Annotated in this window: 26 protein-coding genes; 9 read left to right on the top strand and 17 right to left on the bottom strand. The window is 70.0% G+C overall.

The window, feature by feature from the left end:
* Positions 1-73: 73 nt before the first annotated feature.
* On the top strand, positions 74-1,024 hold the full coding sequence (locus HFP15_RS00610) for an AraC-like ligand-binding domain-containing protein (protein WP_168510234.1): 951 nt from the start codon (positions 74-76) through the stop codon (positions 1,022-1,024).
* Here HFP15_RS00610 and HFP15_RS00605 read toward each other — a convergent pair.
* Genes HFP15_RS00605 through HFP15_RS00590 form a run of 4 tightly spaced genes read right to left on the bottom strand, consistent with a single transcriptional unit; the run spans position 1,014 to position 4,790 of the window.
* Positions 1,014-2,528 (bottom strand): AMP-binding protein, encoded by a 1,515-nt coding sequence (locus HFP15_RS00605; RefSeq protein ID WP_168510232.1) that lies wholly within the window; start codon positions 2,526-2,528, stop codon positions 1,014-1,016. The two genes, HFP15_RS00610 and HFP15_RS00605, sit on opposite strands and share 11 nt — an antisense overlap.
* A 21-nt stretch (positions 2,529-2,549) precedes the next feature.
* Positions 2,550-2,999, bottom strand: coding sequence for a MaoC family dehydratase (locus HFP15_RS00600; RefSeq protein ID WP_168510230.1), 450 nt, complete (start codon positions 2,997-2,999; stop codon positions 2,550-2,552).
* Positions 2,996-3,871 carry an amidohydrolase family protein gene (locus HFP15_RS00595; protein ID WP_168510228.1) on the bottom strand — a complete coding sequence of 292 codons (876 nt, stop codon included), beginning with the start codon at positions 3,869-3,871 and terminating at the stop codon, positions 2,996-2,998. The genes HFP15_RS00600 and HFP15_RS00595 overlap by 4 nt, the downstream gene beginning before the upstream one ends.
* 10 nt (positions 3,872-3,881) lie before the next feature.
* A complete protein-coding gene (locus HFP15_RS00590; RefSeq protein ID WP_168510226.1) occupies positions 3,882-4,790 on the bottom strand; it encodes an SDR family NAD(P)-dependent oxidoreductase in 909 nt (302 codons plus the stop codon).
* A gap of 79 nt (positions 4,791-4,869) precedes the next feature.
* Here HFP15_RS00590 and HFP15_RS00585 point away from each other — a divergent pair, with 79 nt between their 5' ends.
* Entirely contained in the window at positions 4,870-5,346 is a 477-nt protein-coding gene (locus tag HFP15_RS00585; protein WP_312871346.1) for a MarR family winged helix-turn-helix transcriptional regulator, read from the top strand.
* Position 5,347: 1 nt separating this feature from the next.
* Here HFP15_RS00585 and HFP15_RS00580 read toward each other — a convergent pair whose 3' ends face one another.
* Together HFP15_RS00580 and HFP15_RS00575 are read right to left on the bottom strand one after the other, a co-directional pair.
* Positions 5,348-5,962: a TetR/AcrR family transcriptional regulator gene (locus HFP15_RS00580; RefSeq protein ID WP_312871345.1), complete on the bottom strand. Its 615-nt coding sequence runs from the start codon at positions 5,960-5,962 to the stop codon at positions 5,348-5,350.
* Between the two features lie 53 nt (positions 5,963-6,015).
* Positions 6,016-7,041: an aldo/keto reductase gene (locus HFP15_RS00575; protein WP_168510222.1), complete on the bottom strand. Its 1,026-nt coding sequence runs from the start codon at positions 7,039-7,041 to the stop codon at positions 6,016-6,018.
* A gap of 77 nt (positions 7,042-7,118) precedes the next feature.
* On the opposite strand from HFP15_RS00575, the gene HFP15_RS00570 reads away from it, so the two are divergent.
* Positions 7,119-7,745, top strand: coding sequence for a TetR/AcrR family transcriptional regulator (locus tag HFP15_RS00570; RefSeq protein ID WP_168510220.1), 627 nt, complete (start codon positions 7,119-7,121; stop codon positions 7,743-7,745).
* On the opposite strand, the gene HFP15_RS00565 is transcribed toward HFP15_RS00570, so the two are convergent.
* Genes HFP15_RS00565 through HFP15_RS00540 form a run of 6 tightly spaced genes read right to left on the bottom strand, consistent with a single transcriptional unit; the run spans position 7,708 to position 14,309 of the window.
* The gene (locus HFP15_RS00565) at positions 7,708-8,679 is read right to left on the bottom strand and encodes an ABC transporter substrate-binding protein (protein ID WP_168510218.1); all 972 of its coding nucleotides are present in this window, start codon (positions 8,677-8,679) and stop codon (positions 7,708-7,710) included. The two genes, HFP15_RS00570 and HFP15_RS00565, sit on opposite strands and share 38 nt — an antisense overlap.
* Before the next feature lie 16 nt (positions 8,680-8,695).
* Positions 8,696-9,691 carry an ABC transporter permease gene (locus HFP15_RS00560; protein ID WP_168510216.1) on the bottom strand — a complete coding sequence of 332 codons (996 nt, stop codon included), beginning with the start codon at positions 9,689-9,691 and terminating at the stop codon, positions 8,696-8,698.
* On the bottom strand, positions 9,688-11,262 hold the full coding sequence (locus HFP15_RS00555; protein WP_168510214.1) for a sugar ABC transporter ATP-binding protein: 1,575 nt from the start codon (positions 11,260-11,262) through the stop codon (positions 9,688-9,690). Before HFP15_RS00555 ends, HFP15_RS00560 begins: the two co-directional genes overlap by 4 nt.
* Entirely contained in the window at positions 11,259-12,086 is an 828-nt protein-coding gene (locus tag HFP15_RS00550; RefSeq protein WP_168510212.1) for an amidohydrolase family protein, read from the bottom strand. Before HFP15_RS00550 ends, HFP15_RS00555 begins: the two co-directional genes overlap by 4 nt.
* Positions 12,083-13,039 carry an aldo/keto reductase gene (locus HFP15_RS00545; protein WP_168510210.1) on the bottom strand — a complete coding sequence of 319 codons (957 nt, stop codon included), beginning with the start codon at positions 13,037-13,039 and terminating at the stop codon, positions 12,083-12,085. The genes HFP15_RS00550 and HFP15_RS00545 overlap by 4 nt, the downstream gene beginning before the upstream one ends.
* Entirely contained in the window at positions 13,032-14,309 is a 1,278-nt protein-coding gene (locus tag HFP15_RS00540; protein ID WP_168510208.1) for an enolase C-terminal domain-like protein, read from the bottom strand. Before HFP15_RS00540 ends, HFP15_RS00545 begins: the two co-directional genes overlap by 8 nt.
* A gap of 147 nt (positions 14,310-14,456) precedes the next feature.
* On the opposite strand from HFP15_RS00540, the gene HFP15_RS00535 reads away from it, so the two are divergent.
* A complete protein-coding gene (locus tag HFP15_RS00535; protein ID WP_168510206.1) occupies positions 14,457-15,308 on the top strand; it encodes a fumarylacetoacetate hydrolase family protein in 852 nt (283 codons plus the stop codon).
* Entirely contained in the window at positions 15,301-16,053 is a 753-nt protein-coding gene (locus HFP15_RS00530; RefSeq protein ID WP_168510204.1) for an SDR family NAD(P)-dependent oxidoreductase, read from the top strand. Before HFP15_RS00535 ends, HFP15_RS00530 begins: the two co-directional genes overlap by 8 nt.
* 69 nt (positions 16,054-16,122) lie before the next feature.
* Here the strand turns inward: HFP15_RS00530 and HFP15_RS00525 are convergent, their stop codons facing one another.
* Positions 16,123-16,806, bottom strand: a complete 684-nt coding sequence (locus HFP15_RS00525; protein ID WP_168510202.1) for a FadR/GntR family transcriptional regulator — start codon at positions 16,804-16,806, stop codon at positions 16,123-16,125.
* Positions 16,807-16,811: 5 nt separating this feature from the next.
* The gene (locus HFP15_RS00520) at positions 16,812-17,147 is read right to left on the bottom strand and encodes an L-rhamnose mutarotase (protein ID WP_168510200.1); all 336 of its coding nucleotides are present in this window, start codon (positions 17,145-17,147) and stop codon (positions 16,812-16,814) included.
* A 223-nt stretch (positions 17,148-17,370) separates the two neighbouring features.
* Between HFP15_RS00520 and HFP15_RS00515 the strand changes: the two genes are divergently transcribed.
* From HFP15_RS00515 to HFP15_RS00505, 3 genes are read left to right on the top strand one after another with little or no spacing between them, the layout of a single operon-like run.
* Positions 17,371-18,093, top strand: a complete 723-nt coding sequence (locus HFP15_RS00515) for a PIG-L deacetylase family protein (protein ID WP_168510198.1) — start codon at positions 17,371-17,373, stop codon at positions 18,091-18,093.
* A complete protein-coding gene (locus HFP15_RS00510; protein ID WP_168510196.1) occupies positions 18,090-18,785 on the top strand; it encodes a 4-carboxy-4-hydroxy-2-oxoadipate aldolase/oxaloacetate decarboxylase in 696 nt (231 codons plus the stop codon). The genes HFP15_RS00515 and HFP15_RS00510 overlap by 4 nt, the downstream gene beginning before the upstream one ends.
* The gene (locus tag HFP15_RS00505; protein WP_246271243.1) at positions 18,782-19,849 is read left to right on the top strand and encodes a PrpF domain-containing protein; all 1,068 of its coding nucleotides are present in this window, start codon (positions 18,782-18,784) and stop codon (positions 19,847-19,849) included. The genes HFP15_RS00510 and HFP15_RS00505 overlap by 4 nt, the downstream gene beginning before the upstream one ends.
* Here HFP15_RS00505 and HFP15_RS00500 read toward each other — a convergent pair.
* The gene (locus tag HFP15_RS00500; protein ID WP_210716583.1) at positions 19,835-20,728 is read right to left on the bottom strand and encodes an RNA polymerase sigma-70 factor; all 894 of its coding nucleotides are present in this window, start codon (positions 20,726-20,728) and stop codon (positions 19,835-19,837) included. The genes HFP15_RS00505 and HFP15_RS00500 overlap by 15 nt on opposite strands.
* 114 nt (positions 20,729-20,842) lie before the next feature.
* Between HFP15_RS00500 and HFP15_RS00495 the strand changes: the two genes are divergently transcribed.
* Positions 20,843-21,478, top strand: a complete 636-nt coding sequence (locus tag HFP15_RS00495; protein ID WP_168510192.1) for a TetR/AcrR family transcriptional regulator — start codon at positions 20,843-20,845, stop codon at positions 21,476-21,478.
* Between the two features lie 84 nt (positions 21,479-21,562).
* Here the strand turns inward: HFP15_RS00495 and HFP15_RS00490 are convergent, their stop codons facing one another.
* Together HFP15_RS00490 and benC are read right to left on the bottom strand one after the other, a co-directional pair.
* Entirely contained in the window at positions 21,563-24,208 is a 2,646-nt protein-coding gene (locus HFP15_RS00490) for a LuxR family transcriptional regulator (protein ID WP_168510190.1), read from the bottom strand.
* 21 nt (positions 24,209-24,229) lie between these two features.
* Positions 24,230-26,854, bottom strand: a complete 2,625-nt coding sequence (gene benC / locus HFP15_RS00485; protein WP_168510188.1) for a benzoate 1,2-dioxygenase electron transfer component BenC — start codon at positions 26,852-26,854, stop codon at positions 24,230-24,232.
* Between the last annotated feature and the right edge of the window lie 14 nt (positions 26,855-26,868).

Here is a 26,868-nt window from a genome sequence, read left to right as displayed (position 1 = left end):
TCCGTGCGGGGTTGACTCGGCCCGGGCGGCGGGTAGCGTGTGGTTGAGCGCGCAGCCAAACCGTGGAGCGACGATGACGTCAGTCGCGGAGCATGCCGCCGACCTGGTCTCCCAGAGCGAGCGGACGGTGCCGTTCGGCTCGTGGACCAGCGCCGTGCGGCGTGGTGTCATGCGCTTCCAGTTCGACTGCGACCGCCCACGCGCCTTCGCCGGGATCTTCACCAACCGTTCGCTGGCCGGGGTCAGCTTCATCAACATGAGCTGCGGCAGGCACGCCGCCTACCGCGATGCCGCCACGATTTCCCAGGCGGACAGCGGGTTCTACGTGCTGACCCTGCAACTGTCCGGCGAGCTGCGGATGACCCAGGACGAGAAGATCGCGGTGCTGAAACCGGGCCTGTTCGCGGTGTACGACTCGTCCAGGCCCGCCGCCATCACCGCGAGCGACGACTACTCCTCGACGTGCATCCGGTTTCCCAAGGAGCGCCTGGGCTCACGCGCACCCGAGCCGCTGGCCGGGATCACCGCGACGGCGTTCGAGTACGGCCCGGGGCTGAGCGCGACCGTGTGGGATCTGCTGATCAGCCTGAACCGCAATCTGGAGACGCTCGGCGACCACGGGCCGGCCGCGGTGCGCGGCGCGATGGACCTGGTGAGTGCCCTGCTGCGCGTCGAACTCGGCGGCGAGCCCGCCGCGCAGTGGGATCTGCTGGGACACGTGAAGGGCTACATCGAGGACAATCTCGGCGATCCCGGGCTCACCCCGGGCCGCATCGCCGCCGCGCACTACATCTCGCCGCGGCACCTTCATCACTTGTTCGAGGAGACCGGAACCAGCGTCGGGCGGTGGATCAGGACCCGCCGGATCGAGATGTGCCGCCGAGACCTGGCCGATCCGGCGCTGGCCCGGGTACCGGCGTCGAGCATCGGCACCCGCTGGGGTTTCCGTGGCGCGTCCCATTTCGGCCACGTGTTCAAACGCGAGACCGGCCGGACGCCCGCCGAGTACCGGTTCAGCGTTTGAGCATCCGCCGCAGGATCTTTCCGGTCGGTGATTTGGGGATGGCGTCGATGAACTCGATCTCGCGCACCTTCTTGTACGGCGCCACACGCTCGGCTACGTACGCCATCAGCTCTTCGCCGTCAAGCGGTTTTCCGGCCACCACAAAGGCTTTCGGCGCCTCCCCGCCCTCGGCGTGCGGAACACCGACGACGGCCGCGTCCCGCACGCCGGGATGAGTCAGCAGCACCGACTCCAGTTCCGCGGGCGCCACCTGGTAACCCTTGTACTTGATCAGTTCCTTGAGCCGGTCCACGATCCAGAACACGCCGTCGTCGTCGGCACGCACCAGATCGCCCGTGTGCAGCCAGCCATCGGTCACCGTCGCGGCCGTGGCCTCCGGGTTGTTCAGGTACCCGGCCATCACCTGCGGGCCGCGGATCAGCAGCTCACCGGTCTCACCCGGTCCGACGTCGGTGTCGGTGCCCGGCTCCACCAGTCGCGCCTCGGTGTTCGGCGACAGCCGGCCCACGCTGCCGGGCGGCACGGTGGCGAACTCGTCGTCGAAGACCTGGTGCGTGCCGGGGCTCGCCTCGGTCATCCCGTAGCCCTGCCGGATCCGGCAGCCCAGCCGTTTCTCCGCGCGCTCGGTGACCTCGACATCCAGCGGCGCCGCCCCGCACAGCGCGAACCTCAGCGAGGACAGGTCGTAGTCCTCCACCTCCGGCGCGGTCGCGAGCGTGAGCACCATCGGCGGGGCGAAGTACGCGCGCGTGACGCGATACCGGGCCAGCGCCGCGAGGTAGCCGCGCGGTTCGAAGCGCGGCAGCGTGACCACCTTCGCGCCGGCCAGCAACCCGGAGTTGAGGATGATCGTGAACCCGTAGATGTGGAAGAACGGCAGCACCGCGGCCTGCACGTCGTCCCGGCCGATCTTCCAGCCCACCCTGGTCTGGGCGAGATTGGCCACCAGGTTGCGGTGGGTCAGCCGCACGCCCTTGGGAACTCCGGTGGTACCACTGGAAAACGGCAACACCGCGACGGTGGCGGCCGGGTCGAGATCCTGCGCGGGCGGCTCGCCGCCGGCCGGCAGCGAGCCGAGCGTGAACACGTGCTCGATACCGGCGGCCGCCGCGGCCTCGCGTCCCTTGGCCTCCGCCTCCTCCGCCACGATCAGCACTTTCGCCTTCGCGGCGGTGAGCTGCTTGACCACCTCGGCCGGCGTGAACACCGGGTTGACGGGCGTGACCGCGGCCCCGGCCGCGATCGCGGCGTGCAGCGCGACCGCGAACCGGGGCTGGTTGTGGCTCATCAGCGCGACCACGTCGCCGGGACCCAAGCCGAGCGCGGCGAGCCCGGCGGCGGCGGAGTACACCGAGTCGCGCAACTCGGCGTAGGTCAGGCTTTCCCCCGTCACGCCGTCCACGAGTGCCGTCGCGTCCCCGTACCGCCGCGCTCCCCCGATCACGAACTCGGTGAGCGTCACGTCCGGGATGGCGATGTCGGGAAGCGGGCTGCGGTAGATCATCGTCGACCTCTCGTGCCGTGCCTAGTGGTAGAAGCGCATGACCGTCTGGGCCACGCACGCGGGCTTGGTGCCGCCCTCGATCTCGACCGTGAGGTCGGCCGTCATCTGCACACCGTTACCGGCGACCTCCGCGACGTCGGCGAGCCTGCCTGCCAGCCTGATCCGCGCGCCGGCGGGCACCGGCGCGGGGAAACGCACCTTGTTCATGCCGTAGTTGACCTTCGTCGTCACGTCCTCGACGTCCAGCAGATTCGTCCACAGTGGAATGATCAGCGACAGGGTGAGGTAGCCGTGCGCGATCGGGCCGCCGAACGGGCCGTCCTTGGCTCTCTCCGGATCGACGTGGATCCACTGGTGGTCGTCGGTCGCGTCGGCGAAAATGTTGATCCGGCCCTGGTCGACCGTGATCCAGTCGCTGGTGCCGAGATCGGTGCCCGCCAGGGTCTTCAGCTCGTCGAAAGTGACCTTCATGCCTTCTCCTCGTCCAGTCCGAGTGCGCGCACCGCGTTGCCCTTGAGGATCTTGGGGCGCACTTCGGGTTTCATGTCGAGCTTGTCGAAATCGCGCAGCCACCGGTCCGGCGTGATGAGCGGATAGTCCGAGCCGAACAGCACCTTGTCCTGCAGCAGCGAGTTCGCGTAGCGCACCAGCTGCGGCGGGAAGTACTTCGGCGACCAGCCGGACAGGTCGATGTAGACGTTGGGCTTGTGGGTGGCCACGGCCAGGGCCTCGTCCTGCCACGGGAACGACGGGTGCGCCATGATGATCGTCAGTCCGGGGAACTTCACGGCCACGTCGTCGAGCAGCATCGGGTTCGACAGCGACAGCCGGACACCGCCCCCGCCCGGCATGTTCGCCCCGATCCCCGTCTGTCCGGTGTGGAACAACGCCGGGATGCCGTACTCCTGTGCCACGTCCAGCAGCGGGTCGGCGGTGCCGTCGTTCGGCGCGAAGTCCTGGATGCTCGGGTGGAATTTCAGGCCGCGCACGCCGTGGTCCTCCACCAGCCGCCGCAGCCGCCGCGCACCGGCCCTGCCCTTGTGCGGATCGATGCTGGCGAACGGGATCAGCACGTCGGGGTGCTGGGCCGCACCCTCGGCGATCTCCTCGTTGGACAACGCGGGATGCCCGGAGAAGTACTCGATGTCGACGGTGAACACGACGGCGCCGAAGTTGCGCTCGCGGTAGTAGGCCGCGATCTCGTCCAGCGTCGGGCGCTTGGCGTCGGCACCGAAATGCGCCGACGCTGCCTCCAGGAAATCGTCGGGCAGGGACAGGTGCCCGTGGTCGTCGGTCTCGATGTGGACGTGCACATCGATCGCGTCGAGCTTTTCGTGATCCACGGTGATCTCCTTATGCGGCGGGCGGTTCGGGCAGGTTCTCGCCCACAGTCTGCAACTGCGCGCCCACCGTCGTCGGCCACGCTTCGGCGATCGCGCCGGGACGCCAGCCGCCGTCGGCGTAGGCGGCGACGACCTGCTGCGGATGCGACCACAGCGACAGCCGGTCCCCGCCGATGCCGATCGCCTGCCCGGTGACGCCCGAAGCGGCGTCGGAGGCCAGGAACGCGACCAGCCCGGCGGCGTCCTCGGGCGTGCCGAAGGCCAGTGCCGTGCGCGCGAACGGCGGCATCGGCTCACCGGCGCGCAGCGCGTCGACGTAGGGCTTGAGCGCGGGGATCGTCTCGGTCATCGCGGTCGCGGCGACCGGGATGACGGCGTTGACGGTGATGTTGGCGCGCTCCAGTTCCATCGCCCAGGTGCGGGCGAAACCGACGATGCCCGCCTTGGCCGCGGAGTAGTTGGTCTGCCCGAAGTTGCCGCGCTGACCGGCCGGGGAGCCGATCAGGATGAGCCTGCCGCCCTCGCCCTGCTCCCGCATGCGCCGCACGGCGGCGCGGGCGCAGGTGAAGGTGCCGCGCAGGTGCACGTCGATGACGGTGTCGAAGTCGTCGTCGGACATCTTCCACAGCACCTTGTCGCGCAGCACGCCCGCGTTGGTGACCAGCACGTCGAGCCTGCCGAACTCGTCCACCGCGCGAGCGACCAGCGCTTCCGCGGCCTCGGTGCGGCCGACGGCGGCGACCTCGGCGACGGCGGTGCCGCCGGCGTCGGTGATCTCCTTCGCGGCTGCCTCGGCGGTCGCGGCGTCGACGTCGTTGACGACGACCTTCGCCCCCGCCGCGGCCAGTTCCCTGGCATACGCCAGACCGAGCCCGCGCCCGCTGCCGGTCACGATCGCGACCTTGCCGGTCAAGTCCATTCCAGCCCTCCTCGTCGAGATGTGCTGAGAATAGGTGTACTCATCAATCGTTGGGCCTGTCAATGATTGTTCTCATCACGTGGCCGGGTGGCACAATGGGCCGACGGAGGCGGGAGGAGGAGCCATCACCACTTCGAAAAAGGGCCGCACGCTCGACGGCGACGCGGGTTTCCTGCTGTCGCTGGCCGGCGGGCGGCTGATCCGCAACCTCAACCGGGAGCTGGAATCGTTCGGGCTGCGGGCACGGCACTACACGGTGCTGATGGCCACGGCCGAGCACGGCGGGCTGTCGCAGCGCGAGCTGGGCGAGCTGCTGGGCATCGACCCCAGCGCGGTGGTCGCGCTGGTCGACGACCTGCAGCGGGAGGGCTACGTGCGCCGCGATCCACATCCCGACGACCGCCGCACCCGGCTGGTCGTGATCACCGACTCCGGCCGCGACGCGTTCGCCAAGGCGAGTGAGCTGGCCACGAAGGTCGACGACGAGGCACTGGGCGCACTCGACGAAGGCGAACGGGCCCAGCTGGTGCAGCTGCTGCGGCGGATCGTGTCCTGAGCTACCAGAGATCGCCGGTGAGCAGCCGGACGAACTGCGCGACCACGTCCTCCAGTTGTTCGTGGGTGCCGACGAAACCGGCGTAGAGGCCCATCCCCCACAGCACCGCGATGAGCATCTCGGTGACGGCCGGAACGTCGAGGTCGGGCCGCACCTCGCCCTCGGCGACGGCGGCTTCGAGGGCCTGGCGCACGAAAGCACGCACGTGGTCGAGCTGGCCGTGCGCGGCCTCGCGCAGCTGCGGATGCCGGAACGCGTCCAGCACCGAAGCCGCCATGAACCGCGCGAACGAGGGATCGGCGGAGTCGACCTGCATGGCCGAGTCCAGGAACGCCGCGAGCCGGTCCGGCAGCGTGATCGCGCCGCCCGCCCGGTCCGCACCGGCCGTGACCACGGTGTCGCGTGCCGATTCGGACAACGCGAGGAAGAGCAGCTCCTTGTTGCGGAAGTAGTGGCTCACGGCGGGCCGGGTGAGCCCGGCGCGCTCGGCGATCGCCTTGAAGGTGGTGCCCTCGTAGCCGAGTTCGGAGAACACCTCGCGCCCGGCTTTGAGGATCTGGTCCCTGGTGCTCGGCCCCGCGCTCGCCGGCGGCCTGCCACGTCTCCGCTTGTCCACCACAGCCGCCGGACCTCCCTGACCACATCGCAGGGCTACACCTTAAGTCCAGGTCACACGGGCGGCGGATTCAACCGCGCGAAGCCCTCCTGGCGCTGGTAAGGAAAATGCGGGTATGGGGCCGTCGTGGCCGAGGCCTTGTCCAGGCGCGCGATCTGCGCGTCGGTCAGCGACCAGCCCACGGCGCCCAGGTTCTGCCGCAGCTGCCGCTCGTCGCGGGCCCCGACGATGACCGACGCGACGGTCGGGCGCCGCAACAGCCAGTTCAGCGCGATCTGCGGCACCGCCTTGCCGGTCTCCTCGGCGATCTCGTCCAGGACGTCGACGGCACGGTAGAGCTTCTCGTCCTCGACGGGCGGGCCGTAGTCGGCGGTGCGGTGCAGCCGGCTCCGGGCCGGCAGCGGCCGCCCGCGGCGCACCTTGCCGGTCAGCCTGCCCCAGCCGAGCGGGCTCCACACCATCGCGCCGACGCCCTGCACGAGGCCGAGCGGCATGAGATCCCATTCGTAGTCGCGGCCGACGAGTGAGTAGTACACCTGGTGCGCGACATACCGCGGGTAGCCGTACCGGTCGGCGAGGTCGAGCGAGGCCATCAGTTGCCAGCCGGAGAAGTTCGATACCCCGGCGTACCGGATCTTCCCTGCACGCGTCAGATCGTCCAGTGTGGACAGTACCTCGTGGAGCGGGGTGCCCGCGTCGTAGGCATGCAACTGGAACAGGTCGATGTGGGCGGTGCCCAGCCTGCGCAGGGCGTCGTCCACGGCCTTGATCAGCCGCACGCGCGAGGTGCCGGCGCCGCCTTCCCACGGCAGCCCCGTCTTGGTCGAGATCAGCACCCGGTCCCGGCGCCCCTTGATCGCCTGCCCGAGCACCTCCTCCGACGCCCCGTCCGAGTAGACGTCCGCGGTGTCGAACAGGGTGAGGCCCGCGTCCAGGCAGATGTCGACCATCCGCCGCGCCCCGGCCACGTCGGTGTCGCCCCACTCGCCGAACAGCGCGCCCCGCCCGCCGAACGTGGCCGCGCCGAAGCTCAGCACGGGCACCTCGAGTCCCGACGCACCCAGTCTCCTGTACTCCACGACATCCCCTTAATGGTTCCATAGTTCCGTTAGAATGCGGTCAGGTTAGCACAACTAACGGAACTGGAGACCCATTTATGGAACCGGGCACCGTTCGCCCTGGTGGCCGCACCGCGCGGGTGCGGGCGGCCGTGCTGGAGGCGGCGGGAGACGTACTGGCCGAACAGGGCTTCGCGCACCTGGACCTGGCCGAGGTCGCGCGCCGCGCCGAGGTCGGCAAGACGACGCTGTACCGGCGCTGGGGCACGGTGACGGCGCTGGTCACCGATCTGCTCGAGGACATGGCCGAGCAGTCGGTACCGCGCACGGAAACGGGTGCGCTGCTGGGAGATCTGACCGCGAACGCGCGGCTGGTCCGGCGCACCCTGACCGATGCCAGGCAGGGCCCGCTGTTCAAGGCGGTCATCGCGGCGGCGACGTGCGACGAGCGCACCGCGGCGGCGTTGCGGAGGTTCTACGAGGTCCGGATCGAGGAGTGGGAGCCGTGCGCCCGCCAGGCCGTCGAGCGCGGCGAGATCCCGGCCGGCACCGACACGCGCGAGGTGATCCGCGCGGTGTCGGCGCCGCTGTACTACCGGTTCCTGCTGGACGGCGGCCTGCTCGACGACGAAGCCGCCGTGCGGGCCGCCGGGGCCGCCTGCGCCGCCGCGAAGGCGGGCGCGTTCACTACTGATACAGCGCGGCCGCGATCTTCGGATCGTTGATGTTGGACTTGTCGTACCAGTAGTAGGCCGTGTCGATGCGCTTGGGCAGCTGCTCGTTCTTGATCGCCTTCAGCGCGGCGTCGACGAGCTGCCTGCCCATGTCCACCGGGTCCTGCGTGACGGCACCGGCCATCACGCCGCTGTTGATCGCGTCGATCTGCGCCTTGCCCGAGTCGAATCCGGCGATCTTGATCGCGCCGGACTTGCCGCTCTCCTCGACGCCCTTGATCACGCCGATCGCGGAACCCTCGTTGGACGCGTAGATGCCCTTGAGGTCCGGGTTCGCCTGGATGATCGACTTGGTGATGTTCGCCGACTCCAGCTGGTCACCACCGCCGTACTGCGGCTCCAGCACCGTGATGCCGGGCGCGTTCTGCTTCATCCACGCCATGAACCCGTCGCGCCGGTCCTTGCCGGACAGACTCGTCTGGTCGTGGACGACCATCGCGACCTTGCCCTGGCCGCCGATCTGTTCGGCGAGATGCTTGGCGGCCTCCGCCGCCGCGGCCTTGTTGTCCGTGGCCACGGTGGTCACCGGGATGTCACTGTCCACACCGGAGTCGAACGCCACGACCGGGATCTTCTGCGATTTCGCCTGCTGCAGCAGCGGCGCCGCGGCCCGCGAGTCCAGTGCCGCGAAACCCAGTGCCTGCGGCGATTTCGCCAGCTCGTTGGTCAGCATGTTGACCTGCTGCTCGACGTCCTTCTCCGTCGGCGGGCCGACGAAGGTGATCCGCGCGCCCTTGGCGGCGGCCTCGTCCTCCGCGCCCTTCTTCACCGACTGCCAGAACTGGTGCTGGAACCCCTTCGAGACGATCGCGATCAGCGGTCCGCCATTCCCGCTCGCGCCAGAGGTACCGCTCTGGCCGCACGCCGCCAGGCTCAGCGCGAGCACCGCGCCGGCGGCCGCGGCGACGATCTTCCGTGTCCTCATGCGTGAACTCCTTTGTTCAGGCTTCCTTTTTCCGGATCCGGTCCGTGTACACCGCCACGAGAATCACGCCGCCGAGGATGACGTTCTGCCATTCCTGCGGAATCGACATGATCTGCAGGCCGTTGTTGAGCACCGAGATGATCAGCGCGCCGATCAGGGTGCCGATGATCGAGCCCTTGCCGCCGGACAGCGACGTCCCGCCGATCACCACCGCGGCGATCGCCTGCAGTTCGTAGCCCATCCCGGTCGCGGGCTGCGCCGAACCGAGCCGCGCCGAGATCATCACGCCCGCGAGCCCGGTGAACAAGCCCGCGAACGCGTAGATCGCGATCTTCCACTTCCGCACGTCGATCCCGGACAGCGCGGTGGCCTCCTCGTTGCTGCCGATCGAGTACGTGTAGCGGCCGAGCACGCTCTTGGTCAGCAACACGCCCGCGATGATCGCGACGACCAGCAGGATCAGCACCGCGTTCGGCACGTTCGGGATCAGGTTGCCGGTGGAGAGGTCGGTGTAGCCGGCGACATCGCTGAAGTAGATCGGCGTCGAATGCGACAGCACCAGCGCGAGCCCCTCCGCGACGAGCATCATCGCCAGCGTCGCGATGAACGGCGGGATCCGCAGTATCGCCACGTTGATCCCGTTGACCAGTCCCATCAGCCCGCCGAACAGGATCGCCAGCGGCACACCCAGCCCCAGCGGCAGGTGCATGTTCACCATGAACACGCCCGCCATGACCGCGCACAACGCCATCCCGGTGCCGATCGAGAGGTCGATGCCCGCCGAGATGATGACGAACGTGGTGCCGATGGCGAGTGTGCCGATCACCACCGTGGAGAACAGGATCGCGATGAAGTTGCCGTAGGAGAAGAAGAACGGGCTCACGATCGAGAAGAACGCGTAGATCACGACGAGACTCGCGAACGCGAGCAGTTGCTGCAGCCTGCTCTTGATCGCCCCCGTCAGCCCGGTGGCCTGGGTCCGCTCCCGTGCGGGAGCCTTCACGGTGGTCATGCCTGGATTCCTTCCTCAGCGATGAGGCCGAGTTCGGCCGCGTCGGCCGGGTTCTCGTCGGGCCGCAGGGTCGCGAAGTGCATGATGTTCTCCTGCGTCGCCTCGGCCGCGTTCAGCACGCCGGTGACGCGGCCCTCGCTCATCACCACGACGCGGTGCGACATGCGCAGGATCTCCGGCAGCTCCGAGGAGATCATGATGATCGCCTTGCCCTGCGCCGCCAGTTCGTTGAGCAGCTGGTAGATCTCCTCTTTCGCGCCGACGTCGATGCCGCGCGTCGGCTCGTCGAAGATCAGTACGTCGCAGTCCTTGGCCAGCCATTTGGCGATCACCACCTTCTGCTGGTTGCCGCCGGAGAGGTTTTTCGTCGTCTGGTCCAGCGAAGGTGTCTTGATGCGCAGCGTGCCGACGTACTCGCCCACTTTCGTGCGCAGCGCGCGGTCCCGCACGAAGCCGCCCTTGGTGAACTGCTCCCGCAGCGCCGAGAGCGCGATGTTGGCCTTGACGTCGGCGTCCAGCAGCAGCCCGTACCGTTTGCGGTCCTCGGACAGGTACCCGATGCCCAGCCGCGCCGCGTCGGCCGGGGTGGAGATGCGGACCCGCTTGCCGTGCACCGTGATCGTGCCCGTGGCGATCTTGTCCGCGCCGACGAGCGCCCGTGCGACCTCGGTGCGGCCGGCGCCCATCAGCCCGGCGAACCCGAGGATCTCGCCCTTGCGCAGATCGAACGACACGTCGGTGAGCAGGTCCTTCGTGCCGAGCCCGGCGACCGAGAGCACCACGTCGCGGTCGTCGCGCACGCCCTGCGGCCGGGCGTCGGTGTTGATCGCGCGGCCGACCATCAGCGCGATGATCTCCGGCGTGCTCGCCGTGGCCACGTCGAGCGTGTCGATGTACTCGCCGTCGCGGATCACCGTGACCCGGTCGGCGATCCGCTTGATCTCCTCCATCCGGTGCGAGATGTAGATGACGCCCGTTCCGGGCCGCACGAACCGGCGGATCAGCTCGTGCAGCGTGTCGACCTCGGCGTCGTTGAGCGCCGCGGTCGGCTCGTCCATGATGAGCACGCGCGGTTCGTAGGACAGCGCCTTGGCGATCTCCACCATCTGCTGGTTGGCGACGGTCAGTTCGCCGACGACGGCACGCGGATCCAGTGGCAGGCCCAGCTTTTCCAGCAATGTGGTGGCTTCGGCGTTGAGCTTGCGCTCGTCCAGCAGGACCTTGCCGCGCCGCGGTTCCCGGCCGATGAAGATGTTCTGAGCCACGGTCAGATGCGGCACCAGGTTGAACTCCTGGTGGATGATGCTGATGCCCAGTTCCAGCGCGTGCCGCGGATTGGTCGGTTCGTAGGGCTTTCCGCCCAGCCTGAAATGTCCCGCGTCGGCCTTGTGGATGCCCGACAACAGTTTCATCAGGGTGGACTTGCCGGCCCCGTTCTCGCCCACCAGCGCGAGTACTTCGCCGGAGGACAGGTCCAGCCGCATGTCGTGCAGCGCCCGCACACCGGGGAAGCTCTTGTCCACTCCCTCGACCTCGAGCAGCGGTTCGGTCACGGTGATCACCCCTGTCATCGGCTGCCTCCGTAAACCCGGTGCGCCGTGCCCGACAGCACCTTCTCGCGTTCGGGTGCGGACAGTTCACCGATCAGCGCCGAGAGGATTTCCCAGGCGCGGGCGTATCCTCCGAAAAGGACGGTCATCGGCCAGTCCCCGCCGTACATCAGGCGTTCCGGCCCGAACGCCTCCAGCGCCTCGGTCACGGCTGGCCGCACGGCTTCGACGGTGAACGGTTCGCCGGGCAGCTGCAGGCCGGACAGTTTCGCCACGGTGTTGGACCGTTTCGCGACCTCGCGCAACGTCGCGCGCCACCGCCGGAAGGCCTCGGGATCGCGTGGCGGTTTGCCGAGATGGTCGACCACGACGGTGAGGCCGGGCACCGCCGCGGCGAGGTGCGCGATCCGGCCGAGATGTCTCGGCCACGCGTCGGGCACGTCGAAGGTCAGGCCGCGCTCGGCGAGCGTCGCCAGCGACCGGCGCACACCGGGCAGTTCGAGGAACCCCTCCCGCGGATCGTCGTGCACCAGGTGCCGCACGCCGCGGAACGCGCCGTGCTCCTGCCAGCGGTCGAGCTGCCGGGCCGCGGTGTCCGGATCCTCCAGCTTCACCCAGCCGACCACGCCGGTGATCCAGTCGTGCTCGGCGGCCTGCGCGAGCATGAACTCGGTATCGGCCTCGGAATCCTCCGCCTGCACGAGAATCGCGGTACCGACACCGGCGGAGTCCAATTCGGACCGCGCCTGTTTCGCGGTGTAGGTGGAGTGCAACGGGCCGCCGGGGATCCACGCGTACTCGCTCACCGTGAGATCCCACAGGTGCAGGTGCGTGTCGATGGTCATTGCCGCACCAGCCCCTTGTCGCGCAACGCGGTCCACAGCCCGTCGGGCACGGCCGCCGACAGGCGCCGGTGGTTCTGCCGCACCTCCTCCGCGCTCGCGGCACCGACGACGACGGTGCGCACGAGGGGTTCGCGCAGCGGGTACCGAAGCGCGGCCGTCGGCAGGTCCACACCGAACTCGGTGCACACCACGGCGATCTCGCGTGCGGTGGCGAGCACTTCCGGCGGCACCCGGCCGTACTCGTAATGCGCCTCGGGCGAGGGTTCCGGCGTGGCGAGCAGGCCGGAATTGAACACCCCCGCGGCGGCGATGCCGACCGAGTGAGCCCGGCATTCGGGCACGATGTCGTCCACGGCGGGCTGTTCGAGCAGCGTGAACCGGCCGGCGATCATCAACAGGTCCAGCGCCCCCGAGCGGGCGCCGGCGGCGAGGGCCTTCGTCGACTTCGACCCGAGCCCCACCGCGCGCACCACGCCTTCGTCGCGCAGTGCGGCCACGGCGGGAAGTCCCTGCGCCAGCGCCGGTTCCAGGTCGTATTCGTCGGGGTCGTGCAGGTAGACGATGTCGACCGAGTCCAGCCCCAGCCGGGCCAGTGACTCCTCCAGGCTGCGGCGGATGCCCGCCGCGGAGAAGTCCCAGACGCGACGGTGGTCCGCGGGCACGTGGTAGCCGTCGGCGAGGTCGAGCCGGGCGGCGCCCTCGGGGTCGGGCACCAGCAGCCTGCCGACCTTTGTGGACACCACGTAGTCGGCGCGGGGTTTTGTCTTGAGGAACGCGCCGAGGCGGCGTTCGGCCAGCCCGAGCCCGTAGTGCGGCGCGGTGTCGAAGTAGCGGACACCGCACTCCCACGCCGCTTCGAGCACGGCGTGCGCCTGCTCGTCTCCGACCGGCGCGTAAAGATTGCCGAGACTCGCCGTCCCGAGCGCGAACCGGCCGAGCGGCGGGCTAGCCATGGCTGTACTCCACAATGGACGCCTTGTGCATCTCGGTGCCCGCGCCGGCCGCGGTCGGCGCGAAGTACCGGCCGCCGTGGACCTCGACGGGTGTCACGAAATGCTCGTGCAGATGGTCGACGTACTCGATCATCCGGTTCTCGGCGCTGCCGGACACCGCCACATAGTCGAACATCGCCAGATGCTGCACCGCCTCGCACAGGCCGACCCCGCCGGCGTGCGGGCACACCCGGACACCGAATTTGGCTGCCAGCAACAGGATCGCGATGTTCTCGTTCACCCCGGCGACCCTCGTCGCGTCGAGCTGGAGCACGGAAAGCGCTTTCGCCTGCAGGAACTGCTTGAACATCACGCGGTTTGCGGCGTGCTCACCGGTCGCGACCGGGATCGGGGAAACGGCCTTGGCGATGGCCGCGTGCGCGAGCACGTCGTCCGGGCTCGTCGGCTCCTCGATCCACGCGATGTCGAAGGGCCGCAACGCGTCCAGCCAGCGGATCGCGTCCGCGACGTCCCAGCGCTGGTTCGCGTCGACCGCGATGCGGATGCCGGGGCCGACGACCTCGCGGGCGATCCGGAGCCTGCGGACGTCGTCGTCGAGATCGGCGCCGACCTTGAGTTTGATCTGGGTGAAACCGTCGGCGACGGCCTCGCGGCACAGCCGGGCGAGCTTGTCGTCGTCGTAGCCCAGCCAGCCCGGAGTCGTGGTGTAGGCGGGATATCCCTCGGCCAGCAGCCGCGCCTCACGCCCGGCCCGCCCGGACCGGGCCGCGCGCAGGATCTCCAGCGCCTCGTCCCGGGTCAAAGCGTCTGTCAGGTAACGGAAATCGACCAGATCGACGATCTCTTCCGGGCTCAGCGACGCGAGCAGCTGCCACAACGGCTTGCCCTCGCGTTTGGCGCGCAGATCCCACAACGCCGTGACCGCGGCACCGATCGCCATGTGCATGATCCCCTTCTCGGGACCCAGCCAGCGCAGGTGCGAATCGTGCACGAGCTCACGCCACAGACCGCCGAGATCGGCCAGCGTCCGGTCGACGTCACGGCCGACGAGGTGGCCTTCGAGCGCGTGCAGCGCGGCGACCTGCACGTCGTTGCCGCGCCCGATGGTGAAGACGAAACCGTGCCCCTCCAGCCCGTCACCGGCGTCGGTGATCAACCGGAGGTAGGCGGCCGAATAGTCGGGATCCGGGTTCATCGCGTCGGACCCGTCCAGCGTCTGGGAAGTCGGGAACCGCACGTCGTGGGTCTGCAGGGCGATGATTCGAGCCACGCACACTCCTTCGTGAGAGCCGCAGTATGGCCTGCGTCACGCCGAACGATAGACATCCGATGTCTTGGGCGTCAAGGCTCGCTACTGGCACGATTTTTCCCTAACATTCGGTTCAGACACCCGACCACTCCACGAGAAGGAGACATAGTGAAGCTCGCCCGGCTGGGCGCCGCGGGTAGTGAGCGGCCCGTCGTCGTCGACGGTGACAAGACATATGACCTGGCCGGGCTGACGGCCGACATCGACGGCGCGTTCCTCGCCTCCGGGGGCATCGACGCCGTGCGGGCCGCACTGGCCGCCGGTGAGCTGCCCGAGGCCGGCGACGTGGCGGGGCTGCGGACCGGTTCACCGGTGGCCAGGCCCGGCGCGATCATCTGCATCGGGATGAACTACGCGGCGCACGCAGCCGAATCCGGTTCGGCCCCGCCCGAGGTTCCGATCATGTTCCTCAAGACGCCGAACACCGTCGGCGGCCCGGACGACCCGGTCACCATCCCGCCCGGCAGCGAGCGCACCGACTGGGAGGTCGAGCTCGGTGTGGTGATCGGCCAGCGCGCGCTCTACCTCGGCTCACCCGGCGAAAGCCTCAGCCACGTCGCGGGTTTCGTGGTGGGCAACGACGTTTCCGAGCGCCAGTTCCAGCTGGTCGACTCCGGCGGGCAGTGGAGCAAGGGCAAGTGCGCGCCCGGGTTCAACCCGCTCGGCCCGTGGCTGGTCACGCCGGACGAGGTCGATCACGGAAATCTGCGGTTGCGCAGCTGGGTCAACGGGGAGCCGCGGCAGGATTCGTCCACGGCCGACCTGATCTTCGGGGTCGAGCACCTGGTGTGGCATCTGAGCCAGTACCTCGCGCTCGAACCCGGGGACGTGATCATGACCGGCACCCCGCAGGGCGTGGCGCTGTCGGGCAAATACCCCTACCTCAAGCCCGGGGACGTGGTGGAGATCGAGATCGAGGGGCTCGGGCGGCAACGACAGGAGTTCGTGAAGCATGGCTGAGTTCGAGGGTCTGGTCGCGGCGGTGACCGGGGGCGCGTCCGGGATCGGCGCCGCGGTGGTCGCCGTGCTGCGGGAGCGGGGCGCGCGAGTCGCGGCGCTGGACCTGCGGGAGGTCGAGCCGAAGGAGGATCTGCTCGGCGTGCGCACCGACGTCACCGACGACGATTCGGTGCGCCGCGCGATCGATACCGTCGTGGATCATTTCGGCGGGCTCGACATCGTGGTCAACAACGCCGGGATCGGCGCGCAGGGCACGGTCGCCGACAACGACGACGCCGAGTGGCTGCGGGTGCTCGACGTGAACCTGCTCGGCATGGTGCGCGTGGCCAGGGCCGCGCTGCCGCACCTGCGGAAGTCGCGGGCGGCGGCGATCGTGAACACCGGATCCATCGCCGGCACGGCGGGCCTGCCGCAGCGGGCTCTCTACAGCGCGTCGAAGGGCTCGGTGATCGCGCTGACCAGGGCGATGGCGGCCGACCACCTCGCCGAGGGTATCCGGGTCAACTGCGTGAACCCCGGTACCGCGGACACCCCGTGGATCGGCAGGCTGCTGGAGAAGGCCGACGACCCGGCGGCCGAGCGGGCGGCGCTGGAGGCGCGGCAACCGCACGGCAGGCTCGTCTCCGCGGAGGAGGTCGCCCACGCGGTGGCGTATCTGGCCAGCCCGCTGGCGTCCTCGACCTCCGGCACGGGGATCGCCGTCGACGGCGGTATGCAGGACCTGCGGTTGAGGCCGCGCGGCTGAGATGCCGTGAGGGACGCCCTCATGGCCCCGTGACGGGGTCCCTCGCGGCAACAACCCGCACCGGCGTTTTCACGGTTGGTCCACCAGGGTTTGCCTGATCCATTGTTCGACGCCCGCGATGTGCACGGTGGCCAGCGCGATCGCGACATCGGTCTGGCGTTGCGCCAGTGCCTGCTGGATCGCCCGGTGCTCCGACAGGGTGCGTTCGGTGACGCCTTCCTGCGTGATGCCGCGCCACGTCCTGGCCCGCTGGGTGCGGCCGGACACGCTCTCCACCAGCGACGCCAGCACCGGGTTGCCCGCGCCGGCCGCGATGCGCCGGTGGAACTCCAGGTCGTTGGCCACCAGTTCCTCCGCGGTCGGCGAATCGCCCAGCGAGTCCAGGAGGGTGGCCAGTCCGTCGATGTCCTCGCGTGGCATGCGGGTGGCCGCCATGCCGGTGACGACGGGTTCGATGACGCGCCGCGCCTCGAAGAACTGCAGCACGGTGTCGTCGCGATGGAAGTCCACGACGAAGCCCATCGCGTCCATCAGCACCGACGGGTCGAGGCTCGTCACGTAGGTGCCGTCACCGCGCCGGACGTCCAGCACGTGGATCAGCGACAGGGCGCGCACCGCCTCGCGCAGAGAATTCCGGGACAGGCCAAGGCGTTCGGCGAGATCGGCTTCCCTCGGCAGGCGATCGCCGGGTTTGAGCTCGCCGTCCACGATCATCTGCTTGATGGCCTCGATCGCGTCATCGGTCACCGACATCGCGCTCAGCCCCCTTTCCGGCCCAGTTGCGCGGCGAGGCTCCACAGCAGCGGGATGCCGTCGTCATTGCCGGAGTAATCATCGGCTTTGGCGTGCAGCGGGCCGACGGTGGCCTGCCAGCCCACATTCGCGGGGTGCTCGCGCAGCGCGTGCCGCATCGCGCGGTAGTCCTCGACCTCGATGAGATGGAACAGGTGCGTGCCGTCCCGCCAGATCCGCCAGTCCGTGACGCCGTGCTCGGCGAGCGCGGCCGCGACATCGGCCGGGATGGTTTCGTGCACGGCCTCGTAGTCCGGCTCGGCTCCGGGCTTCAGCTCGGTGTGCAGGGCGATCTGCGCCATCCTGTGCTCCTTCCCTTTCGGGCAGGATACATCGGATCTTTACCGGGCCGGTCGCCACTTTTGGCGGGTTTCGCAGCGTTACGGCTCACGCAGATCGGATGAATACCGCACTGGACGGTCGAACGAGGCGTACACGAGAAGGACTGTCAACCAAATTGTTGACAATTTTGTTGGCGGTCACTTACGGTTCTGGGAGAGACTTGTTGGATCGCAAGGGAGTTGTGTGATGTCGTTGTTGGTGGTGTCGGCGCATGCGGGGGATTTCGTGTGGCGTGCGGCGGGAGCGATCGCGTTGGCCACCGCCCGCGGTGAGCCCGCCACGGTGGTGTGCCTGACCTACGGCGAACGCGGCGAATCCGCCAAAGCCTGGCGCGAGGGCCACACCCTCGATGAGATCAAAACCCTGCGCCGCACCGAAGCCAGCAACGCCGCCCACGTCCTGGGCGCCGACATCGAATTCCTCGACGCCGGCGACTACCCCCTGCTCGAAACCCCCGAACTCGTCGACCGCATCGTGCACATCTACCGGCGCCTCAACCCCACCATCGTGCTCACCCACCCGCTGACCGACCCCTACAACAACGACCACCCCGCCGCCGCCCGCATGGCCCTACAAGCCCGCATCCTCGCCCAAGCCCCCGGCTACAACGCCCCCGGCCAACCACTCGGCGCGCCCCCGGTGTTCTTCTTCGAACCCCACCAACCCGAACAATGCGACTTCACACCCAACCTGCTCCTCGACATCACCAACGTCTTCGACACCAAACACCAAGCCATGCACTGCCTACCCGCCCAACAACACATGTGGCACTACTACACCGACCTCGCCACCCGCCGCGGCACCCAACTCACCCGCAACGCCGGCCCCAACCTCGCCCTACCCCACACCACCAAAGCCGAGGCCTACATGCGGCTCTACCCCCAAGTCACCGGAGAACTCGCATGACACCCCTCATCATCACCAACCCACCCCGCGCCAACCTCGCCACCGTCACCGCCCTCACCGACTACGGCGTCGCCACCGTCCACGAAGCCCTCGGCCGCACCGGCTACCTCGGCCCCCACCTACGCCCCCTCTACCCCGGACCCCCCATCGCCGGCACCGCCATCACCGTCCTGTGCTGGCCCGGCGACAACCTCATGATCCACGCCGCCATCGAACACACCCAACCCGGCGACATCCTCGTCGTCACCACCACCTCCCCCAACACCGACGGCGCCTTCGGCGAACTCCTCGCCACCACCCTCCAACACCGCGGCGTCCGCGGACTCATCACCACCACCGGCATCCGCGACACCACCCAACTCCACACCATGAACTTCCCCGTCTGGTCCCCCACCATCAGCGCCCAAGGCACCGTCAAAAACACCCCCGGCTCCGTCAACACCCCCATCACCATCGCCGGACAACACATCCACCCCGGCGACGCCATCCTCGCCGACAACGACGGCGCCATGGTCATCCCCCGCCACCACACCCACACCGCCCTCACCACCGCCCAAACACGCGCCCACAAAGAACAAGCCACCCGCCAAGCCTTCCGCAACGGCACACTCGGACTCGACCACTACAACCTCCGCCCCAAACTCACACAACTCGGCATCCAATACCTCACCGCCGAGGAATACGGGCTATGACCGGTCTGCGGTGCATGCTCATGCGTGGCGGCACCTCGAAGGGCGCCTACTTCCTCGCGAGCGATCTGCCCGTGGATGCCCGGCGACGTGACGAGTTGCTGTTGCGTGTCATGGGCTCCCCCGATCCGAGGCAGATCGACGGAATCGGCGGCGCGCATCCGCTCACGAGCAAGGTCGCCGTCGTCTCACCGTCCACAAGGGACGATGCTGACGTCGACTACCTTTTCCTGCAACCGGGTGTCGACGAGCCGATCGTCTCCGGCCGGCAGAACTGCGGCAACATCCTGGCCGGGGTCGGCCCGTTCGCGGTGGAGCGCGGCCTGGTCCCCGCGGACGGCGAGCACACGTCGGTGCGGATCCACCAGGTGAACTCGGATTCCGTCGCGCGCGCCACCTTCCCCACCCCGGGCGGCGTCGTGCGCTACGACGGCGACACCGCGATCGCCGGAGTGCCCGGGACGGCGGCTGGGATCCAGCTCGATTTCTCCGGCACCGAGGGTTCGGTGTGCGGCGGTCTGCTGCCCACCGGCCATGTGCGTGACGTGCTCGACGGCGTCGAGGTGACCTGCATCGACAACGGTATGCCAGTGGTCGTGGTCGCGGCAGGTGATCTCGGGCTCACCGGCGACGAGTCACCGGAGGACCTTGCCGCGCCGGGGATCGCCGAGCGCGTGCAGTCCCTGCGGTCGCGGGCGGGCAAGCTGATGGGGCTCGGCGACGTCAGTGGGACCTCGATTCCCACAACGACGGTCGTGGCGCCACCGAAGGCCGGGGGCACGCTGCGCACCCGCACGTTCATCCCGGTGCGGCCGCACACCTGTCCGGCAACCGGCTCACGATCGAGCATCCGAGCGGGCATCTCGACGTCGAGGTCGAACTCGACGGCACCCGCGTTCGTCGCGCGGGCGTCGTCCGCACGGCCCGGAAACTGTTCGAGGGCAACGTTTTTCCCCGAAGCGAGCAGCATCGATGGTCCTGACGCACGACATCGTCCACGAGGTGGGCCCGCAGACCATCGAGCCTTCCACACGCACGGCACGCCACCGGTCTCACCGGCTCAGTGACGCCGCCTCGCCGAGCCGTCCGAGCTTGTGCGGGTTGCGCACCGCGTAGATCCGGGTGATCAGGCCGTCCTCCACCACGACGCTCACCGCGGTGTCGATCCGGCCCGCGACGTCGATGCGGATCGCGGGCTCGCCGTTGAACCACGCGACGGTCTCGATCGAGCCCTCCGGGGCGTGCTCGGCATACTTCGCGAGCAGGTTCGCCACGAGTTCCGCGCCACGCAACGGACGCCGCGCCGCCTGCGCCAGACCGCCGCCGTCGGCCACGACGACGACGTCCGGGGCCATCAGGTCGAGCAGGCCCCGCATGTCGCCGCCGCGCAACGCGATCAGCAGCCGCCGCACGACGGCGTCCTGCTCGGCCCGGCTCACCGCGACCCGGGGCCGGCGCGCGGCGACGTGCTCGCGGGCCCGGTGCGCGATCTGCCGGACCGCGGCGGCCGACTTCCCGGTCGTCCCGGCGATCTCGTCGTAGGGCGTGTCGAACACCTCGCGCAGTACGAACACCGCGCGCTCGATCGGGCCCAGCGTCTGCAGCACGGTCAGCATCGCGAACGACACGCTTTCCGCCAGCTCGACGTCCTCGGCGACGTCGGGGCTGGTCAGCAGCGGTTCCGGCAGCCACTCGCCGATGTAGTCCTCGCGCCTGCGGGCCTGCGCCCGCAGTTTGTTCAGTGCCTGCCGGGTCACCACCCGCACCAGGTAGGCGCGGGGGTCGCGCACGGTGTCCTGCTCGACGCCGTCCCACCGCAGCCAGGCCTCCTGCACCACGTCCTCGGCGTCGGCGGCCGAGCCGAGCATCTCGTAGGCGACGGTGAACAGCAGGCTGCGATGCACGACGAACGGGTCCGCGGCGGTCACGTCACCGACTCTAGCCATGCGCTCCTCCTCGCATCGGGGCTTGTCCGGCATCAAGACACCGCCCGCGCGGCGAATGTGACAGGAACGCACTCGGGTAGAACTTTGACTCATGGGTCAGTTACGCTGCGGTCGATGAGCACGCAGCAGGACAGCCCCGCCACCAGCAGCCGGGTGCAGCGCAAGCGGGGGCAGCGTATCCAGAAGATCCTCACCACCGCGGCCGAACTGTTCGGCGAACGCGGGTACGACGCGGTGAGCCTGGAGGACGTCGCGGACCGGCTCGACGTCACCAAGGGGTCGCTGTACTACTACTTCGCCAGCAAGGAAGAGCTGGTCACGGCCGCGATCGAGACGCTGGGCAACGACTGGACCGACCGGCTGGAACGCCTGGCGAGCGAGACCGGCGGCCCGCCGGCGCAGCGGCTGCGCACGCTGATCCACGAGCACGTGACGATCGCCGTGCGCGACTATCCCGAGGCGCTGCGGCTGTTCCTGGTGCCGACGAAGTGGCCGGAGCCCCAGCGCGAGCGGATCAAGAGCCTGCGCCTGCGGCACAACGAGGTCTTCCGCGTGGTGCTGGAGGAGGGCGTCGGCACCGGCGAGTTCGTCGTCACCAGCATCGACACGGTGCTGCAGTGCATGCACGCGGCCATGGCGCAGGCACCGGCCTGGTGCGGTCCCCTGCGCGGCACCGCCAGGGCCCGCGCGGTCGGGGAACTGACCGACACCCTGATGATGCTCACCGGCCTGCGTCCGCCGCGGGCCTGAACCTCCGGTTTGCCGGTGCCGGTCAGTGGGCACTGCGCCGCCTGCCGGACTGGACCGGTGACCACACCGGCATCGCACGCACGGCTAGCGCGCCTTGCGCGCGGCCAGTTCCGCCCGCGAGCGGATCCCGAGCTTGGCGTAGATCCGGGTCAGGTGATACTGCACCGTTTTGGCCGAGACGAACAGTTCCGCCGCGACCTCGCGATTGGACAGTCCCCGCGCGACGAGTTCCGACACGGCTTCTTCCTGCGGGGTCAGCTCCGCGATCCCGCGGTCGGCGCGCGGGGCGTGCACGCCGCCCGCCTTCAGCTCGCGGTCGCAGCGCGCCACGTACGTCACGGCGCCCAGCGCGGCGAAGGTTTCCCGCGCGGTGGTGAACACGGCATCCGCCTCGCGGCGTTTCCCGGCCCGGCGCAGGATCTGCCCGTAGGCGAAACCGACGCGCGCCTGGTCGTAGCGCAGCGGCAGATTTTCCAGCAGTGCGAGGGATTCGTCGAACCGGTCGCGGGCGCGGCCCAGTTCGCCCTGGGTGCCCAGCAGCCGGCCGCGGGCGGCGGCGAGCCGGGCGCGTTCGGCCGCGCTGTCCCGCCCGGCGGCCACGCGCTCGTGCTGGGTGAGGAAGGCGTCCGCCTCGGCGTAGCGGCCTTCCAGCACCAGCGCGTGCGCGTACATGTCGCCCCACGGCCACAGGCTCGAATCGGCGACACCGCTGGCCCACGACTGGGTCAGCGGGCGCAGCGCGCGCACCACTCCGGCGGAATCGGCCCGCGCCTCGGCCAGATGCGCCCGCGCCAGGTGCGCGGGCACGCGCATGATCTCGTAGTCCTGCGGCCCGGCATCGGCGCGCCGCATCGCTTCGGCGGCCGGCTCCGGCTCGTCGCGCAAGGCGTGCACGGCCACGGCCGTCCACTGCAGCAGCGGTCCCGCCAGCACGATCCCGGTCCGGTCGAGCAGCACCGTGGCCTCGCGGACGGTGCGCACCGCGTCGTCCCATTCGCCGCTGAGGAACTGTGCCCTGGCCAGCCACGCGCTGGCCCACAAGGAAATCCGGGCCGATCCACCGTGGACGGTGGTGGGCACCGAACCCCCGAGATCGGCCCGGGCGTCGTCGACCGCGTCCACCATCAGGTTCAGCCAGCCGCGGGCCATCATCACCCGCTGCACCTGCGCGCCGTGCCGCACCCGTTCGGACAGTTCCGCGTACCCGGCGGCGGCCTCGGCCGCGCGCCCCTCGGACGCGAGCCCGAGCCCGCGGATCGCCGCCGCTTCCACGGCGGCCGGGGCGTTCGCCTCCGTCAGCGACAGCGCACGGTCGGCCCATTCCAGCAGCTCACCGGCGTGGCAGCGGGACAGCGCGTGCAGCACGTACCGCTGCGCGATCAGCGCCGCCACATCGGGTTCGCGGCCGGCGTTGACCAGATCCCAGGCGCGCGCGAGACGGGTCTCCGCCTCGGTCGCGCGGCCCCGCACGATCGCGAGATAACCGAGCACGGCGTTGCGCAGCGGCGTCTCCCGCAGGCTCTCCACCTCGGGAATCAGGGCCGCGGCGGCGAACGCGTCCCCCGCGCCGATCAGCGCGTCCACCGCGCGGGTCAGCCTGCTTTCGCGGCTGAGCCGGTCCTCGGTGAGCCTGCTGGCGTCGGTGAGCAGCGACGCGGCGACCGCCCACGCCCCCTCCGCCGCGCGTTCGGTGGCCAGTTCGTCCAGCCGGTCGGCCACGGCCTGGTCCGGGACGGGTGAGGCGGCGACCAGCAGGCGCGTGCGGCGCACCGGGTCCTCGATCAGCTCCGCCGCCTCGCGGTGCAGGGCCGCGGCGGCGGCCGGTCCCATCGCGGCGAGCACGGCGGCCCGCACCATCGGATCGGCGGGCCCGATCTCGGTGAGGCCGTGCGGGCCCAGCACGACCAGTCCCGCACCGGCGGCCTCGTCCAGGACGTCGAGCAGCCCGTCCTCGACCCCGGCCAGCAACGCCACATCCCGCACCGCGGTGCCGGGACCGAGCACGGCGGCGGCACCGGCGAGCCGTCGCGCGGCCGGACCGCAGCCCTCCAGCGCGGTACCCACCCGTGCGGCGACCGCGGCGGGAGCGGGCAGATCGGGGTCGAAGCGTGCCCACGTCGCCTTGGGCACCTCGGCGAGCAACTCCACGACGTGCCGCGCGATGCCGCCGGTGTGCCGCCACAGCCGTTCGGCCATCGACGGATGCAGCAGCACGCCGCAGGCGGCGGCCAGCTCCCCCACCTCGGGCGCGGTGAACGGGTGCAGCGCGATCCGGGTGGTCGCGCACCGGTGCAGCAGGTCCACCGCCCCGGCGGGCACCCGGGGATCCCCGGTGCGGGCCGTGGCCAGCACGCGCAGGGCGACGCCGGGATGGTGCCGGACCGTGGAGGCCAGTACCCGCACCGATTCCTGGTCCGTCCACTGTGCATCGTCCACAATGGCCAGCACCGGTTTCCCGGAGCGTGCCACGTGGTCGGCGAGGCAGGCCGGCTCCGGATCGAGCCCGGGCAGGAGCTGGCAGAGCACGCCGTGCGCCCGCCCGGTCTCCCACGGCGCGGCCACCGCCCGTAGCACCGGCCCGTCGTGACGCGCGGCGACGGCCTCGGCCAGCGCCGTCTTTCCGACGCCTTCGGGGCCACTGACCAGCGCGAACCCGGGACCGGGGCGGCCAAGGTCGCGCTCCAGTGCCGCGAGCGCGTCGTCGCGGGCGGTCAGCGTCGGGCCGGTCACCTGATCACGGTAACCCCCTCTTCAGCCGAGGTCGCCGCCCGCCACCGGCAGCACCGTGCCGGTGATGTAGGACGCCTCGTCGGAGGCCAGGAACGCGATCGCCGCCGCCTGCTCGTCGAGCGTGCCGTAACGCTTCATCAGCGAGGAGGCCACCGTCTGGTCGATGTGCGCCTGGTACCAGGCCTGTTCGCGCGCGGTCTCCAGCGCCGACCCGCCCCGCGAGACGCGCCGCGGCGGCGCCTCGGTGCCGCCAGGGGCTGTCGCGACCACCCGGATCCCGGCGTCGGCGTACTCGAACGCGAGCGACGCGGTGATCGCGTTAATGCCGCCCTTGGCCGCCGAATACGGGATGCGGTGGATGCCGCGCGTCGCCGCCGACGACACGTTCACGATCACGCCATGCCCGTGCTCGACCATCGAGGGCAGCACCGCGCGACAGGACAGTAGCGTCGTCATCAGCGAGCGGTTGATCTCCGCCCCGATCTCGGCACCGGTGAACTCGGTGAACGGCTTGAACCAGATCGCCCCGCCGACGTTGTTGATCAGCACGTCGATCCGGCCGTAGCGGGCCAGCGCCTGCTCGACGACGGCCTGCGCGCCCTCCCACGTCTCCAGGTCCGCGACGACCGGCAGCGCCTCGTTGTCGAGATCGCGCGCCACGCCCGCGACGAGATCGGAGCGGTCGGCGAGCACGAGCGTGCCGCCTTCGGCGCTGATCCGGCGTGCGGTGTGCTCGCCGATGCCCTGTGCGGCTCCGGTCACCACGACGACCTTGCCGTCGAACCGGCCGGGGCTGACGAACCTCGGCCGCCGCCCCGCCCCCATCGCGCGCCGGGTTGTGATCTTCGACCGCCCCGCGTGCTCGGCGATCAGCCGCCGGGCCGCCTGCCGGTCACCGGCCTCGAACGCGGACACGATGTCCAGGTGGTCCTGCGTGCAGCGCGGGTGGCACCACGTCGCGTCGCGCAGCACGTCCTCCATGTGCGCCTTCACGCCGAGCGCGCGGTAGGCCTGCAGCAGGTGCTCGTTGCCGGTGAGGGTGAACAGGTAGTCGTGGAAGGCGGCGTTGGCCTCGGTGTAGGCGGCGGCGTCGACGAAACGGTCACCGTCCACATAGGGCACGGTGGCCTCGGCGAGCAGCCGGTACCCGGCCAGCTGCCGGGAGCTCAGCCTGCCGATGGTGATCTCCACGGCGCCCAGTTCCAGTGCCTGGCGCGCCTCGAAGACCGCGTCGGACTCGTGCACCGACGGATGCTCCTCGCCGATCTCGTAGCCGCCGCTCGGCGCCACGAGCGGGGTGAGATCCGCGGCGGGCAGCATCTCCTGGCCGCCGACGCAGCGGGCTTCGGCGGCCGGGCGCAACGGCTCCCCGGCGTCGAGCGTGCCCGTGCCGCCGCCCTCGGGCCAGATCGCCTGACCGGCGATCAACCGCGCGGTCGCGGCCTCGTCCCCTCCGGAACGCGCGGTTGCGGCGCCCAGCGGAGCCAGTTCGGTGGCGGGGAACAGGTTCTGGCCGGTGACGCCACGGCCCTCCCCCGCACCGTCCACGATGGACGGCTCGGGCTCGGCGGGGGCCGCGGGCTCGGCGGGCGTGTCGGCGACCGGCTCCGGTTCCGGCCGGGCGGGCGCCTTGGGGGCGGTGCCGGAGAGCGCGAACTTCTCGTAGTAGAAGCCGGTCGGCTCGACACCCCGTCCGGCGAAGTCCTTGCGCACGGCCTCGACCATGGGCGGCGGGCCGCACAGGTACACCGCGACGTCGCCGCCATAGAGGTGCTCGTCGCGGATCAGGCTCATCACGTAGCCCTTGTTGGGCACGGGGCTGGCCGGGTCGGAGACACAGTAGTCCCAGGTCAGGCCCTCGATGCCGGCGGCGAGATCGGCGATGGTGTCCAGTTCGACCAGGTCGTCGTCGGTGCTCACCCCGTAGACCAGGTGAGCGGGGCGCCGGGAGCCCTGCGCGCGCATCGTGCGCAGGATCGACAGGATCGGCGCCAGCCCGGTGCCGCCGGCCAGCAGCAGCACCGGGCGGCCGGTCTCGCGCAGGAAGAAGCTGCCGTTGGGGCCGGCGAAGGTGATCTCGTCTCCGACCGAGGCGCGGCCGGTGAGGTAGTCCGACATGACGCCACCCGGGGTGAGCTTCACCAGGAAGGTGAGGCTCTTGTCGTCGGGCGCGTTGCTGAAGGAGTACGAGCGGGCCTCGCCGGTGCCGGGCACGGTGATGTTGACGTACTGGCCGGGCAGGAACGCGAGCTTGTCGCGGTCCGGGATCTCCACGGTGAGCGCGAAGGTGGTCGGCGACAGGCGGTCGAGCCCGGTCAGTGTGCCGGTGTAGGCGGCGGCCTCGGTCTTGGCGACCGCCGAGGTGCTCGCGATGCGCAGCACCAGATCGGAGCGCGGTTTCATACTGCAGGGCAGCACGTAGCCCTCGCCGGCCTCCGCGGCGGTGAGCGCGTCCTCGATGTAGGTGCCGCCGTCGTAGTCGCCGGACTCGCAGAACGCCTTGCACGTGCCGCACGCCCCGTCCCGGCAGTCGAGCGGGATGTTGATGCGCTGCCGGTAGGAGGCGTCGGCGACGGTCTGATCCGGCGCGCACTCGATGAAGCGCGTGACACCGTCCTCAAAGGACAGCGCGACCTGGTAGCTCATAGTGACTCCTGGCT

This window comes from Amycolatopsis acididurans, assembly GCF_012328925.1.
Classification (GTDB): Bacteria; Actinomycetota; Actinomycetes; order Mycobacteriales; family Pseudonocardiaceae; genus Amycolatopsis_E; species Amycolatopsis_E acididurans.
Note: the sequence above shows the minus strand (reverse complement) of the source record. Positions and strands in the feature narration are given on the sequence as shown.

What these genes read in the sequence shown, in the direction of transcription:
- HFP15_RS00610 (WP_168510234.1), top strand. Translation starts at nt 74, where the DNA reads ATGACGTCAGTCGCGGAGCATGCCGCCGACCTGGTCTCCCAGAGCGAG.
- HFP15_RS00605 (WP_168510232.1), bottom strand. Translation starts at nt 2,528, where the DNA reads ATGATCTACCGCAGCCCGCTTCCCGACATCGCCATCCCGGACGTGACG.
- HFP15_RS00600 (WP_168510230.1), bottom strand. Translation starts at nt 2,999, where the DNA reads ATGAAGGTCACTTTCGACGAGCTGAAGACCCTGGCGGGCACCGATCTC.
- HFP15_RS00590 (WP_168510226.1), bottom strand. Translation starts at nt 4,790, where the DNA reads ATGGACTTGACCGGCAAGGTCGCGATCGTGACCGGCAGCGGGCGCGGG.
- HFP15_RS00570 (WP_168510220.1), top strand. Translation starts at nt 7,119, where the DNA reads ATGGAACCGGGCACCGTTCGCCCTGGTGGCCGCACCGCGCGGGTGCGG.
- HFP15_RS00565 (WP_168510218.1), bottom strand. Translation starts at nt 8,679, where the DNA reads ATGAGGACACGGAAGATCGTCGCCGCGGCCGCCGGCGCGGTGCTCGCG.
- HFP15_RS00560 (WP_168510216.1), bottom strand. Translation starts at nt 9,691, where the DNA reads ATGACCACCGTGAAGGCTCCCGCACGGGAGCGGACCCAGGCCACCGGG.
- HFP15_RS00555 (WP_168510214.1), bottom strand. Translation starts at nt 11,262, where the DNA reads ATGACAGGGGTGATCACCGTGACCGAACCGCTGCTCGAGGTCGAGGGA.
- HFP15_RS00550 (WP_168510212.1), bottom strand. Translation starts at nt 12,086, where the DNA reads ATGACCATCGACACGCACCTGCACCTGTGGGATCTCACGGTGAGCGAG.
- HFP15_RS00545 (WP_168510210.1), bottom strand. Translation starts at nt 13,039, where the DNA reads ATGGCTAGCCCGCCGCTCGGCCGGTTCGCGCTCGGGACGGCGAGTCTC.
- HFP15_RS00530 (WP_168510204.1), top strand. Translation starts at nt 15,301, where the DNA reads ATGGCTGAGTTCGAGGGTCTGGTCGCGGCGGTGACCGGGGGCGCGTCC.
- HFP15_RS00525 (WP_168510202.1), bottom strand. Translation starts at nt 16,806, where the DNA reads ATGTCGGTGACCGATGACGCGATCGAGGCCATCAAGCAGATGATCGTG.
- HFP15_RS00520 (WP_168510200.1), bottom strand. Translation starts at nt 17,147, where the DNA reads ATGGCGCAGATCGCCCTGCACACCGAGCTGAAGCCCGGAGCCGAGCCG.
- HFP15_RS00510 (WP_168510196.1), top strand. Translation starts at nt 18,090, where the DNA reads ATGACACCCCTCATCATCACCAACCCACCCCGCGCCAACCTCGCCACC.
- HFP15_RS00505 (WP_246271243.1), top strand. Translation starts at nt 18,782, where the DNA reads ATGACCGGTCTGCGGTGCATGCTCATGCGTGGCGGCACCTCGAAGGGC.
- HFP15_RS00500 (WP_210716583.1), bottom strand. Translation starts at nt 20,728, where the DNA reads ATGGCTAGAGTCGGTGACGTGACCGCCGCGGACCCGTTCGTCGTGCAT.
- HFP15_RS00495 (WP_168510192.1), top strand. Translation starts at nt 20,843, where the DNA reads ATGAGCACGCAGCAGGACAGCCCCGCCACCAGCAGCCGGGTGCAGCGC.
- benC (WP_168510188.1), bottom strand. Translation starts at nt 26,854, where the DNA reads ATGAGCTACCAGGTCGCGCTGTCCTTTGAGGACGGTGTCACGCGCTTC.